The 14,594-nt window shown below is 64.5% G+C and carries 15 protein-coding genes; 7 read left to right on the forward strand and 8 right to left on the reverse strand.

What is annotated here, in order from left to right; genetic code table 11:
• Window positions 1–73: 73 nt before the first annotated feature.
• From PARACOCCUSGL_RS0104950 to ruvC, 5 genes are read right to left on the reverse strand one after another with little or no spacing between them, the layout of a single operon-like run.
• Window positions 74–484: a PaaI family thioesterase gene (locus PARACOCCUSGL_RS0104950; protein ID WP_010393726.1), complete on the reverse strand. Its 411-nt coding sequence runs from the start codon at window positions 482–484 to the stop codon at window positions 74–76.
• A complete protein-coding gene (ruvB, locus tag PARACOCCUSGL_RS0104955; RefSeq protein WP_010393728.1) occupies window positions 477–1,502 on the reverse strand; it encodes a Holliday junction branch migration DNA helicase RuvB in 1,026 nt (341 codons plus the stop codon). Before ruvB ends, PARACOCCUSGL_RS0104950 begins: the two co-directional genes overlap by 8 nt.
• Window positions 1,499–2,374, reverse strand: coding sequence for a zinc metalloprotease HtpX (gene htpX / locus PARACOCCUSGL_RS0104960; RefSeq protein ID WP_010393730.1), 876 nt, complete (start codon window positions 2,372–2,374; stop codon window positions 1,499–1,501). The genes ruvB and htpX overlap by 4 nt, the downstream gene beginning before the upstream one ends.
• Before the next feature lie 4 nt (window positions 2,375–2,378).
• Window positions 2,379–3,053, reverse strand: coding sequence for a Holliday junction branch migration protein RuvA (gene ruvA / locus PARACOCCUSGL_RS0104965; RefSeq protein WP_010393732.1), 675 nt, complete (start codon window positions 3,051–3,053; stop codon window positions 2,379–2,381).
• Window positions 3,054–3,063: 10 nt separating this feature from the next.
• Entirely contained in the window at window positions 3,064–3,558 is a 495-nt protein-coding gene (gene ruvC, locus PARACOCCUSGL_RS0104970; RefSeq protein ID WP_010393734.1) for a crossover junction endodeoxyribonuclease RuvC, read from the reverse strand.
• 122 nt (window positions 3,559–3,680) lie between these two features.
• Between ruvC and PARACOCCUSGL_RS0104975 the strand changes: the two genes are divergently transcribed.
• Genes PARACOCCUSGL_RS0104975 through PARACOCCUSGL_RS0105000 form a run of 6 tightly spaced genes read left to right on the forward strand, consistent with a single transcriptional unit; the run spans window position 3,681 to window position 9,631 of the window.
• On the forward strand, window positions 3,681–6,521 hold the full coding sequence (locus tag PARACOCCUSGL_RS0104975; protein ID WP_010393736.1) for a monovalent cation/H+ antiporter subunit A: 2,841 nt from the start codon (window positions 3,681–3,683) through the stop codon (window positions 6,519–6,521).
• Window positions 6,521–6,889, forward strand: coding sequence for a Na+/H+ antiporter subunit C (locus PARACOCCUSGL_RS0104980; RefSeq protein ID WP_010393737.1), 369 nt, complete (start codon window positions 6,521–6,523; stop codon window positions 6,887–6,889). The genes PARACOCCUSGL_RS0104975 and PARACOCCUSGL_RS0104980 overlap by 1 nt, the downstream gene beginning before the upstream one ends.
• Entirely contained in the window at window positions 6,886–8,460 is a 1,575-nt protein-coding gene (locus tag PARACOCCUSGL_RS0104985) for a monovalent cation/H+ antiporter subunit D (protein ID WP_010393739.1), read from the forward strand. The genes PARACOCCUSGL_RS0104980 and PARACOCCUSGL_RS0104985 overlap by 4 nt, the downstream gene beginning before the upstream one ends.
• Entirely contained in the window at window positions 8,457–8,948 is a 492-nt protein-coding gene (locus PARACOCCUSGL_RS0104990; RefSeq protein ID WP_010393741.1) for a Na+/H+ antiporter subunit E, read from the forward strand. The genes PARACOCCUSGL_RS0104985 and PARACOCCUSGL_RS0104990 overlap by 4 nt, the downstream gene beginning before the upstream one ends.
• On the forward strand, window positions 8,945–9,214 hold the full coding sequence (locus PARACOCCUSGL_RS0104995; protein WP_010393744.1) for a K+/H+ antiporter subunit F: 270 nt from the start codon (window positions 8,945–8,947) through the stop codon (window positions 9,212–9,214). Before PARACOCCUSGL_RS0104990 ends, PARACOCCUSGL_RS0104995 begins: the two co-directional genes overlap by 4 nt.
• A 9-nt stretch (window positions 9,215–9,223) precedes the next feature.
• Entirely contained in the window at window positions 9,224–9,631 is a 408-nt protein-coding gene (locus PARACOCCUSGL_RS0105000) for a Na+/H+ antiporter subunit G (RefSeq protein ID WP_010393745.1), read from the forward strand.
• A gap of 59 nt (window positions 9,632–9,690) precedes the next feature.
• Here the strand turns inward: PARACOCCUSGL_RS0105000 and dapA are convergent, their stop codons facing one another.
• The gene (gene dapA, locus PARACOCCUSGL_RS0105005) at window positions 9,691–10,566 is read right to left on the reverse strand and encodes a 4-hydroxy-tetrahydrodipicolinate synthase (RefSeq protein WP_010393747.1); all 876 of its coding nucleotides are present in this window, start codon (window positions 10,564–10,566) and stop codon (window positions 9,691–9,693) included.
• Between the two features lie 106 nt (window positions 10,567–10,672).
• On the opposite strand from dapA, the gene PARACOCCUSGL_RS0105010 reads away from it, so the two are divergent.
• Window positions 10,673–12,829: a lytic transglycosylase domain-containing protein gene (locus PARACOCCUSGL_RS0105010; protein WP_010393749.1), complete on the forward strand. Its 2,157-nt coding sequence runs from the start codon at window positions 10,673–10,675 to the stop codon at window positions 12,827–12,829.
• Here the strand turns inward: PARACOCCUSGL_RS0105010 and PARACOCCUSGL_RS0105015 are convergent.
• Window positions 12,783–13,742: a DMT family transporter gene (locus tag PARACOCCUSGL_RS0105015; RefSeq protein ID WP_010393751.1), complete on the reverse strand. Its 960-nt coding sequence runs from the start codon at window positions 13,740–13,742 to the stop codon at window positions 12,783–12,785. The genes PARACOCCUSGL_RS0105010 and PARACOCCUSGL_RS0105015 overlap by 47 nt on opposite strands.
• A 62-nt stretch (window positions 13,743–13,804) precedes the next feature.
• Complete coding sequence (locus PARACOCCUSGL_RS0105020) at window positions 13,805–14,593, reverse strand: inositol monophosphatase family protein (protein ID WP_010393753.1); 789 nt, start codon at window positions 14,591–14,593, stop codon at window positions 13,805–13,807.
• Window position 14,594 lies beyond the last annotated feature (1 nt).

Raw genomic sequence — 14,594 nt, forward strand, 5'->3', positions numbered from 1 at the left:
GCCCATGCATTCTTCCGTGATTAAATATCCATTCCGGAGGCCGCGATTGCGGATCTTGCGCATAGCGAGCCGGTCAGACCGGGATCATCGTGCCCTGCAACATGGCGACCTGTTTGCGTCCGCCCTCGGCTTCGGCCCAGACATCGGCGGCGACCACGGTGATACGACGGCCCGAGCGGACGACCCGCCCTTCGGCCACCAGCCTGTCCCCGATGGCGGGCGAGAGCAGGTTGATCTTCATCTCGACCGTCATCACCTCGGCACCCTCGGGCATCAGTGTCAGCGCCGCATATCCTGCTGCCGAATCGCCGATCGAAAACGCCAGTCCGGCATGACCCGCACCATGCTGCTGCAACACGGTCGGCAGGATTGGGGCGGTGATGACGACCTTGCCCCGCGCGACCCGGTCAATGCACGCGCCCAGCGTGTGCATCATGCTCTGGCGGTCGAAACTGCTGCGGATGCGGCTTTCCAGGTCACTCATCGAACAGGCTTTCCTGTGCACGTGGCGCATCAAGACCCAGATGCCGCCAGCCCAGTCGCGCCAACATGCGACCGCGTGGCGTGCGGCTGACCAGTCCCTGCTGCATCAGATAGGGCTCGATCACCTCCTCGATGGCGTCGCGGCTTTCCGACAAAGCGGCAGAGAGGGTTTCCACCCCGACAGGCCCGCCGCCGTAATGTTCAGCGATCAGCGTCAGATAACGCCGGTCGGCACCATCAAGGCCCAGATGATCCACCCCCAGCCGGGTCAGCGCCGAATCGGCGATCTGGCGCGTCAGTCGGCCGTCGCCCTCGACCAGAGCAAAGTCGATCACCCGGCGCAGCAGCCTGCCGGCGATACGCGGGGTGCCCCGGGCGCGGCGGGCGATCTCGCGCGTGCCGTCAGGCTCGCTCGGGATGCCCATCAGCCGCGCGCCCCGGCTGACGATCAGGTCGAGTTCTTCAATTGTATAGAATTGCAGCCGTGTCGGGATGCCGAAGCGATCACGCAGCGGCGTGGTCAGCAGGCCAAGACGCGTGGTCGCGCCGACAAGGGTAAAGGGTTGCAGCTCGATCCGCACCGTGCGGGCGGCGGGACCCTCGCCAATGACCAGATCCAGCTCGAAATCCTCCATCGCCGGATAAAGGACCTCTTCGACTGCCGGGTTCATGCGGTGGATCTCGTCGATGAACAGGACGTCGCGTGCTTCAAGATTGGTCAGAATTGCGGCCAGATCGCCCGCACGTGCCAGAACCGGTCCCGAGGTCATCTTGAAGTTCACGCCCAGCTCGCGCGCCATGATCTGCGCCAGCGTCGTCTTGCCAAGACCGGGTGGTCCATGAAACAGCGTGTGGTCCATGGCTTTGCCACGCATCCGCGCGCTTTCGATAAATACGCGCAGGTTGGCCCTTGCCTCGGCCTGACCGACGAAATCTTCCAGCCGCTGCGGGCGCAGGGCGCGGTCTTCGCCATCGCTTTCCAGCGGCTCGGGCCGCAGCAGGGGGTCGGGCTGGCTCATCTTGCGCCCCATGGGCCAGCGCCAGCGCCGGTCGTCATGGCCTGCAGGCGGGCGATGCGCTCTTCGGTCGGGGGATGGGTGGCAAACAGCCGGTCCATGCGCAGGGCGTGCAGCGGGTTGATGATAAACATGCTGGCCGAGGCCGGGTTCTGTTCGGCTGGCAGGTTCACCACCTGCGACGCTGCGCGCGAAATCCGCGCCAGCGCCGAGGCCAGGGCCAGGGGCTGGCCGCAGATTTCGGCCCCGATACGGTCAGCCTCATACTCCCGGGTGCGTGAGATCGCCATCTGCACCAGACCTGCCGCCAGAGGCGCAAAGATCATCGCCAGAATCGCAGCAAGCCCACCGCCGCGGTTTTCATCGCGGCCGCCAAACATCGACGAAAACATCAGCATATTGCCCAGCATGGCAATGGCCCCGGCCATGGTGGCGGTGACGGTCATGGTCAGCGTGTCGCGATGCTTGATATGCGCCAGCTCATGCGCGATCACCCCGGCCAGCTCGTCCCGGTTCAGCACGCGCATGATCCCTTGTGTTACCGCGACGGCGGCGTTTTCGGGGTTGCGGCCGGTGGCAAAGGCGTTCGGCTGTTCGGTTTCCAGAACATAAACCTTGGGCATCGGAAGATTGGCGCGCTGTGCCAGCGCCGCTACCATATCCACCAGCTCTGGCGCCTGTTCGCGGGTAACAAGATGCGCGCCCTGCTGGCGCAGCACCATCTTGTCGCTGTTCCACCACGCGAAAAGATTGCCTGCCCCGGCGAGGATCAGCGCGATCACTGCGCCGCCCTTACCGCCGATCAGCCCCCCCATGCCCATGACCAGCGCGGTCAGGGCGGCCATCAGGATGAAGGTGCGGATATTTCCGGTCATCGTCTCACTCCTTGGGCGCCAAAAGCCGCAGCGCCGCGCGGATCAACGCCGCCGTCTGGGCCTCGGGTTCCCGGGCGGCCGCCTCGGCCACCGCCGAAGCGGCCTCAGAGGGCGCATAGCCCAGATTGCCAAGCGCCGAGAGTGCATCCGCCGTTGTCTGCGCCGAAGAGGGCGCGGCGGGTTTTTTTGTGTTGGGGGCCGGGGCAGTAGGCGCGGCGGGCTCGGGCTCGGCCAGAACGCCGGGATCGACGGTCAGCGCACCGCCAAGTGCCATCACCGCCGGAGCCTTGTCCTTAAGCTCCATCGCCACCCGCTGGGCGAGTTTGGGCCCGACACCCGGAGCCTTGCGCAGCGCGGACCAGTCGCCAAGCGCCAGCGCCCGTGACAACCCTTCGGGTCCCAAAGTGCCAAGGATCGCCAGTGCCACCTTGGCCCCAACCCCCTGAACCGAGATCAGCAGCCGGTGCCATTCCTTTTCCAGCAGGGTGGTAAAGCCGAAAAGCTGCAACAGATCCTCGCGAACCAGCAGCTCTGTATATAGCGCGGTGGCCTGCCCTGCGGGGGGCAGGCTGGCGGCTGTGCGTTCGCTGACATGGACGATATAGCCCACGCCGCGCACGTCGATCAGAACATGGTCCTGAGCGCGATGCAGGATGATCCCCGCGATACGTCCGATCATGGCTTGACCCTCATGCGCTTGCCTTGATGCGCAGGGCGCGGCCCTGCTGGTGATGGGCATGGCAAATTGCCACTGCCAGCGCGTCAGCGGCGTCGGGGCCGGCGAATTCGACCCCCGGCAGCATAAAGCGGACCATATGCTGGATCTGCTCTTTGCCGGCATGGCCGACGCCGACGACGGTTTTCTTGACCGCGTTCGGGGCATATTCGCCGATCTCAAGCCCCGCCTCGGCCGGGGCGAGCAGGGCGATGCCGCGTGCCTGCCCCAGTTTCAGCGTGCCCACTGCGTCCTTGTTGACAAAGGTCTGCTCGACCGCGGCGCTGTCAGGGGCATGGCGGGCGATCACCGCGCAAAGCCCGCGATAAAGCGCGGCCAACCGCGGCCCCAGATCGCCCGCGTCGGAATGGACGATGCCGTTTTCCAGATGCCGCAGGCGCGGTCCGTCCACCGCGATCACGCCCCAGCCCATATTCCGCAGGCCGGGGTCTATGCCGATGATCTTCATGCCTGTTCCCTTTTTCCTCAGCGTTAGCACGAAAGGCGAACATCGCCTAGCGGCTTTCGTGAATTGCTTGACATCTCTGGCCCTCGCCGCGAACAGAGGGGCACGAAAAGGAACGAGGGACAATGTCGCCAGCACTGATCGCCGCGCTTCCGTTCATCGGGGCGCTATTGCCCGGTCTTCTGATCCGCTCGGGGCGCAATGTCGCGGCGATTTCTTGCGCGACGGCAAGTTTTATCGCGCTGCTTGGGCTTTGTCTGCATATCCCGGCCATCATGGCGGGTGAGGTGGTGACGGCGCGCCTTGAATGGCTGCCTTCGCTGGGGCTGAACGCGAATTTCCGTATTGATGGGCTTGGGCTTTTGTTCGGGATCCTGATCCTTGGGATCGGGCTGCTGATCATCGTCTATGCGCGCCATTACCTGTCGCGCGAAGATCCGGTCGGGGTGTTTTACACCTATCTGATGCTGTTTCAGGGCGCGATGCTTGGGATCGTGCTGTCGGATAATATCCTGCTGCTTTTGATCTTTTGGGAACTGACCTCGCTGTCTTCGTTCCTGTTGATCGGCTACTGGAAGCATCTGCCCGAGGGCAGGCAGGGCGCGCGCATGGCCCTGACCGTGACCGGCATGGGCGGGCTGGCGATGATTGCTGGTATGCTGATCCTTGGCCAGATCGCCGGCAGCTATGACATCGGTGATATCCTGCAAGCGCGCGAGGCGGTGCAGGCCAGCCCCTATTACCTTCCGGCACTGCTGCTGATTCTGCTGGGCGCCTTTACCAAATCGGCGCAGTTTCCGTTCCACTTCTGGCTGCCCCATGCGATGGCGGCGCCCACCCCGGTTTCGGCCTATCTGCATTCGGCCACCATGGTCAAAGCAGGGCTGTTCCTGATGGCGAGGCTGTGGCCGGTGCTGTCGGGCACGCCCGAGTGGTTCTATATCGTGGCGACCACCGGCCTTGTGACCATGGTGCTGGGCGCGTGGATCGCCATGTTCCGCGATGATCTGAAATCGCTGCTGGCTTTCTCGACCGTCTCGCATCTGGGGCTTATCACCATGCTTCTGGGCTTTGGCACCGAGGCGGCGGCGGTGGCGGCGGTCTTTCACATCATCAACCACGCCACATTCAAGGCGGCGCTGTTCATGACCGCCGGTATCGTCGATCACGAGGCCGGGACCCGCTCGATCGCGGGTCTGGGCGGGCTGCGGCGGCTGATGCCGGTGACTTTTGTGATCGGCACGGTTGCGGCGCTGTCCATGGCCGGCATCCCGCCGCTGAACGGCTTCCTGTCCAAAGAGATGATGCTTGAGCAGGCAGGCCATGCCGTCTGGCAGGGCCACCCCAGCCTGATCGCGGCGTTCGCGACGGCGGGCGCGCTGTTTTCGGTCTGCTATTCGCTGCGGTTTGTCTGGCAGGTGTTCTTTGGCGCGCCACGCAACGATTATCCTCATCACCCCCATGATCCGGGCTTTGGCCTGTGGTCAGCCCCGGCGGTGCTTGTGGTGCTTGTGGTGCTGATCGGGCTGTTCCCCGCCGTTATGGCTGGCTGGCTGGTCGATGCGGCTGCCAGTGCTGTCACCGGGACGGCCCAGCATCCGCATCTGGCGCTGTGGCATGGCGTGACCCCGGCGCTGATGATGTCGCTGACTGCGCTTGTCGGCGGGGTGCTGCTGCTGGTGCTGAACCGCAGGATGCTGGCCATCCGGGCGGCTATGGCCTGGCCTGATGCCAAGGCGATCTTTGATGCCGTCACCCGCGCCGTGACGTGCGCGGCGGTCGCGCTGACCGACCGGCTGACCAATGGTTCGATGTCACGGGCCTTTGCGGCCTTTTCGCTGACGGTGATGCTTTGCGGTTTCTGGGCCTTTTCGACCGGAGGCTGGCAGGGCGCGACACGTCCCATGCTGCCTATCCAGCCCGTGCCGCTGATCGGCTGGGCGGCGCTGATGGTCGCATGCGGCTGCATGGTCGCCTTTCATCGCAAACGCATCCTTGCGCTGGTGCTGGTGGGGATCATCGGGCTGATGGTCTCGGTCAGCTTTATCTACCTGTCGGCGCCTGACCTTGCGCTGACCCAGATCTCGGTCGAGGTGGTCACGGTGGTTTTGCTGCTGCTGGCGCTGAACTTTCTGCCCAAGTTCACCGTCCTTGACAGCCGTGACCGCAAGCGGGCGATGGATGCCTTTATCGCCACGCTGACGGGCCTGGGCTTTGGCGCGCTGGCCTATGTCATCATGCGCAGCGATTTCGCCTTTTCCCCGATCTCGCAATATATGCTTGCCAATAGCCACAAGCTGGGCGGAGGCGACAATGTCGTCAACGTCATCCTCGTAGACTTCCGCGGCTATGATACCTTTGGCGAGATTACCGTTCTGGGTATCGCGGCGCTGACCATCTATGCCCTGACCGAGACATTGCTTGCCGGTGCAAGCGGTCGCCGGCTGCGCAACTGGGTTCATGACACCGCCCGTGCAGGGGATCGTCATCCGCTGATGCTGGTGGTCGTGACGCGGCTGGTGCTGCCGATTGCACTGGTGGTCGGGCTTTATATCTTCCTGCGCGGCCACAACGTGCCGGGCGGCGGGTTCATCGCCGGGCTGGTGGTCTCGGTGGCGCTGGTATCGCAATACATGGCTTCGGGGTTTGCCTGGGCGCAAGAGCGGCAAAAGATCAACTACCACGCCCTGATCGGCGCCGGGGTTATCGCCGCCGGCATCACTGGCATAGGGGCCTGGTTCGCCGGACAGCCGTTCCTGACCTCGACCTACGGCTATGTGAAGCTGCCCGGGCTTGAAGAGTTCGAGCTGGCCTCGGCCATGGGCTTTGACCTTGGCGTGTTCCTGTGCGTGCTGGGGGCCGTGATGCTGGCGCTGAACTCGCTGTCGCGGATTGCACGGCAGGCGGGAGGCACGGTCAACCTGGACCCGATGGACATCGACCCCAGCAAGGAGGCGCGGCGCTGATGGAGCTTCTGTTGTCAGGCGCGATCGGGATGCTGACGGCGGCGGGGGTCTATCTGATCCTGCGTCTGCGGACCTTTGCCGTCGTGCTGGGTATGACGATGCTCAGCTATGCGATCAACCTTTTTCTGTTTGCGACCGGCAGGCTGGTGGTGAACGCGCCGCCGATCCTGAATGAGGCAGGCGGCCCCTATACCGATCCGCTGCCGCAGGCGCTGGTGCTGACCGCAATCGTGATTTCGTTCGGCATGACGGCGGTGGTGGTGATGATGGCGCTTGGCGCCTTTCTGGAAGGCGGGGACGACCGGGTGGATATGCCGCGCGCCGACCGCCTGCCTCCGGCACCGCAATCGCAGGACGGTGACGTATGAGCCATCTTATCATTGCCCCCGTTATCCTGCCCGCTGTCATCGGGCCGCTGATCATCCTGTGGATGCGCAACGACCTGATGTTGCAGCGCGTCTTTTCGATTGCGGGAACGGCGCTGCTTGCCGGGGTGGCGATCTATCTCAATGCCCTTGCCATGGGCGGCGACGTCCATGTCTATCGCCTGGGCAACTGGGCCGCGCCTTTTGGCATCGTGCTGATGCTCGACCGGCTGTCGGCGCTGATGCTTTTGCTGACGGCGGTGCTGGCGCTGGCGGTGCAGCTTTACGCCGTGGGGTCTGGCTGGGACCGCAAGGGGCGGCATTTCCACGCGCTATGGCAATTTCAGCTTATGGGGATCTGCGGCGCTTTTCTGACCGGGGACGCCTTTAACCTTTTCGTCTTTTTCGAGGTGCTGCTGATCGCCAGCTATGGGCTGATGATCCATGGCGGGGGCGGGATGCGCCTGCGCGCCGGTGTCCAGTACATCGCCTATAACCTTGCCGGCTCGACGCTGTTTCTGGCGGCGCTGGGGGTGCTTTATTCGGTTACCGGCACGCTGAACATGGCCGATATGGCGCTGCGCGTCGCGGCAATGCCGGCCGAGGATACCGCGCTGCTGCGGACCGGGGCGGTGCTGTTGATGCTGGTCTTTGCCGTCAAGGCGGCGCTGGTGCCGCTGCATTTCTGGCTGCCTTCGACCTATGCCAATGCTCCGGGGCCGGTGGCGGCGCTGTTTGCCATCATGACCAAGGTCGGGGTCTATGGCATCATCCGTTTCTTTACGCTGGTATTTCCGCAAGATGCGGTGATCGAGGGCGTGGTCGCCGATCTGCTTTTGCCAGCGGCGCTGTTCACGCTGGCCATCGGCCAGATTGGCATTCTTGGCACCCGCCATCTGGGACGGCTTGCCGCCTTTGCGGCCATCGGCTCGATCGGTACGCTGATGATCGCGGTGGCGCAGTTCAACCCGCAAGGGACCGCGGCTGCGGTCTATTACATGATCCATTCGACGCTGGCCGCCGGTGCGCTGTTTCTGATCATGGACATGATCGGCGCGCGGCGTGGTGACCTGTGGCTGCGGCTTGAACAGGTGATGCCCGGTAACGGGCTGGTCGCGGCGTTGTATTTCATTGCCGTAATTGCGGTCGCCGGAATGCCGCCGCTGTCGGGTTTTATCGGCAAGCTGCTGGTGATGCAGGCCACCCGCCCGGCCCCCGGGATGGTGTGGATCTGGGCGACGATCCTGATCACCTCGCTGATCGCGATCTATGCGCTGGCCCGCGCTGGCTCGATCGTGTTTTGGAAAAGCTACGAACTGGGCCCGGCCCCGGTTCCCGCACCACCAGCCGCCACTGGTCCCAAACTTGAACCGGACGAACCAATTCAGGATCTGGGCGATGCGCCGGCGAACTGGCTGGCGGTGGCCTCGGTCCTGCTACTGTTGTCCGGGATTGTCGCCCTGACGGCACTTGCCGGTCCGGCCCTGCGGCTGGCCGAGGCGACTGCTGCGCAGCTGCATAACCCCGATGCCTATGTCTCGGCAGTGCTGGAAGCGCAGGAGGGCACGAAATGATCCGTCGCCTGCTTCCCCATCCCTGGCTGTCGGTTACGCTGGTTCTGGTGTGGATGGCGCTTGTCAACCGCTGGGCCGTCGGCTCGCTGGTCTTTGCGGTGATCATCGGCATCGTCGTCCCGCTGATGACCGCGCCCTATTGGCCCGGCGCGCAGGGCTATGGCAAGCCGCACAAGATCCCCGCCTATCTGGCCATCGTGCTGTGGGACATCATCAAGGCCAATTTCGCCGTGGCGCGCATCGTGCTGTTCACGCCGCGCCGGGCGCTGCGTCCGGCGTGGATATCGGTACCTCTGGATCTGCGCCGCCCCGAGGCGATCACCGCCCTTGCCGCAACCATCACCCTGACCCCCGGTACAGTCAGCTGCGACCTGTCCGAGGACGGTCGCGCCCTGCTGGTCCATGCCATGCACGCCCCCGATCCGCAGGGCATCCTTGATGAGATCAAGACCCGCTACGAGGCCCGGCTGAAGGAGATCTTTGAATGATCGCTTACGCGCTGATCTTCGCCTATGGCTGCTTTGGCATGGCGCTGCTTTTCTGTCTTTACCGGGTGGTCTTTGCGCCGGGGTTGTCGGATCGGGTGCTGGCGCTCGATACCATGTCGATCAATGTCATCGCGCTTTTGACGCTGTTTGGCATAGACAAGGGCACGACGATGTATTTCGAGGCCTCGCTGTTGTTTGCCATGGTTGGTTTCATTTCGACCGTGGCCTATGCGAAATTCGTCCTTCGCGGCGATATCATCGAATAGGGGGCGGGAATGATCGCGGAAATCATCGTCTCGGTTCTGTTGGTGGCGGGCGGGTTCTTTGGCCTTGTCGGCTCTTACGGGCTGGTCAAACTGCCCGATCCGATGACGCGCCTGCACGCGCCGACGAAATCGGCAACGCTGGGGGTCGGGGCGGTGCTTGTCGCCTCACTGATCTGGTTTCCGGCGCGCTATGGCGTGCTGACCTGGCACGAGCTGCTGATCACCCTGTTTTTGCTGCTGACCGCCCCTGTCACCGGCTATTTCATTGCCAAGGCCCATATGCATATGGGCTGGAGCCGCGACGAATTGCCGTGTCCCGCACCCGGCAAGGATTGGGCGACCTTTGCCGATCCGGACGAGGAAAGCTTTGTTGATCGCAAGCGCCGGGATCAGCAGGGCAGCCAGCCCCGCATATGAAAATGGGGCGGAAATCCCGCCCCGTTCTTTTTTGATCTGATTGTTCCGGCGTCCCGCGCCTAGATCAGCCCGGCGTGAGACATTGCCGCATCAATGCGGGCCTTGGTCGCGTCGCTGAGGCCGACCAGCGGCAGCCGCACGCGGTCGCTGATCAGGCCAAGCCGCGACATGGCGTATTTCGCCCCGGCGACCCCCGGCTCAAGAAAGATCGCCACATGAAGCGGCATCAGCCGGTCCTGATATTCCAGCGCCTTGGCGTAATCGCCAGCCAGAGTTGCCTCTTGGAATTCGGCGCACAGCTTTGGTGCGACGTTCGCCGTGACCGAGATGCAGCCCACGCCGCCATGAGCGTTAAAGCCAAGCGCGGTCGCGTCCTCGCCCGACAGCTGGATAAAATCCTTGCCGCAGGCGATACGCTGCTGGCTTACCCGCTCAAGCTTGCCGGTGGCGTCCTTGACGCCGACGATACGCGGCAGTTTCGCCAGTTCGCCCATCGTTTCGGGCGTCATGTCGATGACCGAGCGGCCGGGGATGTTGTAGATGATGATCGGCAGCTCGCTTGCGTCATGCAACGCGGTGTAATGCGCAATCAGCCCGTCCTGCGTCGGTTTGTTGTAATAGGGCGTCACCACCAGTGCCGCATTGGCCCCTGCGGCCTGAGCGTGCTGGACCAGCCCGATTCCCTCGCGCGTCGAGTTTGAGCCAGCCCCGGCGATAACCGGGATGCGGCCGGCGGACATGCGCACGACCTCTTCGATGACCAGACGGTGCTCCTCGTGGCTCAGGGTCGGGCTTTCGCCGGTGGTGCCGACGGGCACCAGACCATGGCTGCCCTGCTCGACATGCCACTCGACGAGCTTCTCCAGCGCTGGGAGATCCAGCTCCCCATCGGGGGTGAATGGCGTGACCAGCGCGGGCAGCGAGCCTCTGAACATGTGGGTATCCTGAATTTGCTTCTGTTGCGGGCTTACATCCGGGCGCGCGAATTGCCAAGGATTTGAGTTGCGCCCCCTGCAGGAAGCCCGCAGAAATGAAGCCATGATGTATCCTTTCCGTGACAGGCTTGTCGGGTTTGCTCTGGCCTTTGCCCTTAGTCTGGCCTTGCCGGCCCGGGCCGAGGATGCCCAGCGTTTGTCCCGGGCGTTGGGCGCTGCTGCGATGCGTGACTGGTCCGCTGCCACGGCCGAGGCCGAGGCCTCGGGTCCTGTCGCCCGCGACCTGATCCTGTGGCAGCGGCTGCGGGCAGGGCAGGGGACTTGGGCGGAATACCGCGACTTTGCTGCCCGTAATCGCGACTGGCCCGGCATGGCGCTGTTCTGGAAGCGCGGGGATGCACTGTTGCGGGCCGACCTGCCGCCGGATGAGGTGATCGGCTGGTTCGGCACGCGCCACCCCGACACGCTGAACGGTGCGATGGCGCTGATCGCGGCGCTAAAGAAAACCGATCCGCAGGCCGCCCGCGACGAGATTGCCCGTTTCTGGTCCGAACAGGCGCTAAGCAAGGCCGAGGCCGATGTTTTCCTGGCTGCCCATGGCGAAACGGTCGCGGGTCTGCACGATACGCGGCTGATGCGGCTTTTGGATCAGGGCGAATGGCAGGCCGCGCAGGTTGCCTTGCCGCTTGCCTCGGCTCCGGCGCAGGCCTTGGGCCGGGCGCGGCTGGCGCTGCAAGCTGGACAGACCGGCGTGGATGCGCTGATCCTTGCGCTGCCCGCCGGACAAAGAGATGACGCCGGGCTTGCGCTTGACCGCTTTCGCTGGCGGGTATGGGCCAAGATGCCGGATCTGGCACGCGATCTGATGCTGGAGCGTTCGACCAGTGCCGAGGCCTTGCGCGACCCTGCCGCCTGGGCTGGCAAGCGGGCCGATTACGCCAGGCTCGCGCTGCGGCAGGGCAACTGGGCGCTGGCTGAAAAGCTGGCCGCCGGGCATTTCCTGTCTGCGGGCGGCGATGATTATTCCGATCTGGAATGGCTTGCCGGTTATGCGGCCTTGCGAGGTGGCGCGCCGGACCGGGCGTTGGCGCATTTCCAGACGCTGGAAAAGGCGGTGGCAAGCCCGATCTCGCTATCGCGCGCCCATTACTGGCAGGGCCGGGCATACGAGGCCGCAGGGAAAACCGCCGACGCCAGTGCCGCCTATACCCGCGCCGCTGGCTACCAATCGGCATGGTATGGCCAGCTTGCCGCTGAAAAGCTGGGCCTGCCCATGCAGCCGGAGCTGGCGATTGCCGGGCGCAGCACCGAGACCTTGCCCGACTGGCGCGGCAGTGATTTGCGCGAAAACCGGATCTGGCAGGCGGGCGTCTGGCTGATCGCGGCAGGTGAGCCTGATCAGGCGGCCCGCTTTTTTCTGCATCTGGCCGAGACTGCCGCGCCCGAAGATATCGGTCGCATGGCCCGGCTGATGATGGAAATGCGCCTGCCTTGGCACGCGCTGCGCTTGGCCAAGGCAGCGGCGGCCAAGGGCGTCGTCTATCCTGCGGCCTATTACCCTCTGACCGGGCTTGAGACCCGTCCGCTGGGCCTGCCGCCCGAACTGGTCATGGCGATTGCGCGGCGGGAAAGCGAGTTCAACCATACCGTTTCATCGCATGCCGGGGCGCTGGGGCTGATGCAGGTGATGCCCGACACCGCGCGTTCGATGGCGCGGCGGCTGGGTGAGCCCTTTGATCAGGCGAGGCTGACCCGTGACGCCGCTTATAATGCCCGGCTGGGCGCAGCCTATCTGGCCGGGCTGCGCGACCGCTTCGGCCCCTCGATCGCGCTGGTCGCGTCGGGGTACAACGCCGGTCCGGGTCGTTCGGCCCGCTGGCTGGGCGAATTCGGAGACCTGCGCGGCGGGGTCGATCCGGTCGATTGGGTCGAGATGATCCCCTTTGACGAGACGCGCAACTACGTCATGCGCGTGGCCGAGGCGCTGCCAATCTATCGCGCCCGCATCAAAGGCACGCCGGTGCCTCTGGTCCCGACATGGGATCTGACCGGGGGCGGGATGAAACCTGCGCCCGCGCCTCCGCCGATCCGGCTGGTGCGTTCTGCCCGGCCCCTGATGACCACGCGGTCGCTGACCGGCTATGCGGCGGGTGGCGCGCTGGCCGAGGTATTGGGGCAGGCGGCGTTCTCGGTCGAAGAGGCGAATGCCGCCCCGCTCAGTTCAGTCCGGCCCGCTCGCGCTGGCGTGCGCGCCACCAGGTAAACAGGCCCGCGCCGACGACGATCAGCCCGCCGATGGCGACATTCGGTGCCAGCGTTTCACCAAAGATCGTCACGCCAAAGATGCTGACCCAGACAAGCTGAGTGTATGAAAAGGGCTGCAAGGTCGAAGCTTCGGCCAGTTCATAGGCCTTGATCAGCATGTAATGCGCGACCACCGCCGTCAGGCACAGCAGCAAAAGCCAGGGAATGTCGCGTCCTGCGATCGGTTCCCAATGCCAGACGCCGACAAGGGTGATGGCGATGGCTCCGACGATGCCGGTCCAGAAAAAGCTGACCATGGCCGGATCGTCGCGCCCGACCAGCCGGGTCAGCAGGCCATAAACCGCAAACATCGCCGCGCCGGCAAAAGGCAGGATCGCGTCAGAGCTGAAGACCCCGCTGCCCGGTTTCAGCACGATCAGGATGCCGACGAAACCAACCGCGACGGCTGCCCAGCGTCTCCAGCCGACCTTTTCGCCCAGGAACGGTCCCGACAGCGCCGATATCAGCAGCGGATAGCAGGAAAAGATCGCATGGGTGTTGATCAGGCCCAGACGCACAAATGCCTCGACCGTGACCACCACTTCGGCCACCAGAAGGACGCCGCGAAAGGCTTGTGTCCATGGCCGTTTTGACCGCGCTGCCCGCGCCAGCCCGCCCGAGGAGCGGGCGCAGAGCAGGATGACGAATGCCGCGAAGAACCAGAACCGCAGCATGATGACAAAGATCGGGGAATAGGTGGCGCCCAGATAGCGCGAGATACCGTCCTGGGCTGCAAAGATCAGCGCCGATCCACAGATCAACAGGATGGCCGTGCCCTGACGCTCTGTCCGTGGGGCGGCAAGCGGTGGTGGAACGGCAGGCGGGCGGGCTGCCGGGGCCATCAGCGGCCCCGTCTGGCTGTCATTTGGCATCGGCGCATTTCCAGACTTGAAATCCGCCCATGCCTTTCCCGGCAGGAAAGGTCAAGCCGGGCTCAGTCGCGCTGACGCACTATTCCTGCCAATTCGTCGAAAAGCTGGGGGTTGGCGGCGACGATCGAGCCTGATTCCACCGGGCTTTGGCCGGGATGGATCGAATCGACCCGACCGCCAGCCTCTTTCACCAGCAGAACGCCAGCGGCCACGTCCCAGGATTTGATCCCGCGTTCCCAGTACCCTTCGTAGCGGCCCGCGGCGACATAGGCGAGATCCAGCGAGGCCGCGCCCCAGCGGCGCACGCCTGCGGTCAGCGGCATCAGCCGGCCAAGATCACGCAGCGTTGCAGCCAGGGGACCGCGCCCCGCGAAGGGAACGCCGGTGGCAAAGATCGACTCGATCATCTGCCGACGGCCCGAAACGCGGATACGGCGGTCGTTGAGAAATGCGCCGTCGCCCTTTTCAGCGGTAAACAACTCGTCCTTGGCGGCGTCAAAGACCACCGATGCGACAATCTCGCCCTTGTGCTCAAGGGCGATGCTGACCGCCCAATGGGGCAGGCCGTGCAGAAAGTTGGTGGTGCCGTCCAGAGGATCGACAATCCAGCGCCGGGTCGGGTCCTCGCCGTCCTCTTCGCCGGTTTCCTCGCCGATCCAGCCATAGTTCGGCCGCGCGTTGCGCAGCTCTTCCTTGATGATGCGCTCGGCCTCGCGGTCGGCGCGGCTGACGAAATCGCCCGCGCCCTTGACCGAGACCTGAAGGTTTTCGACCTCGCGGAAGTCTTTGACGAGGCTGCGGCCCGCCTTGCGCGCGGCCCTGATCATGATGTTGAGATTGGCGCTGGCCATG

The organism is Paracoccus sp. TRP (assembly GCF_000185925.1).
Classification (GTDB): Bacteria; Pseudomonadota; Alphaproteobacteria; order Rhodobacterales; family Rhodobacteraceae; genus Paracoccus; species Paracoccus kondratievae.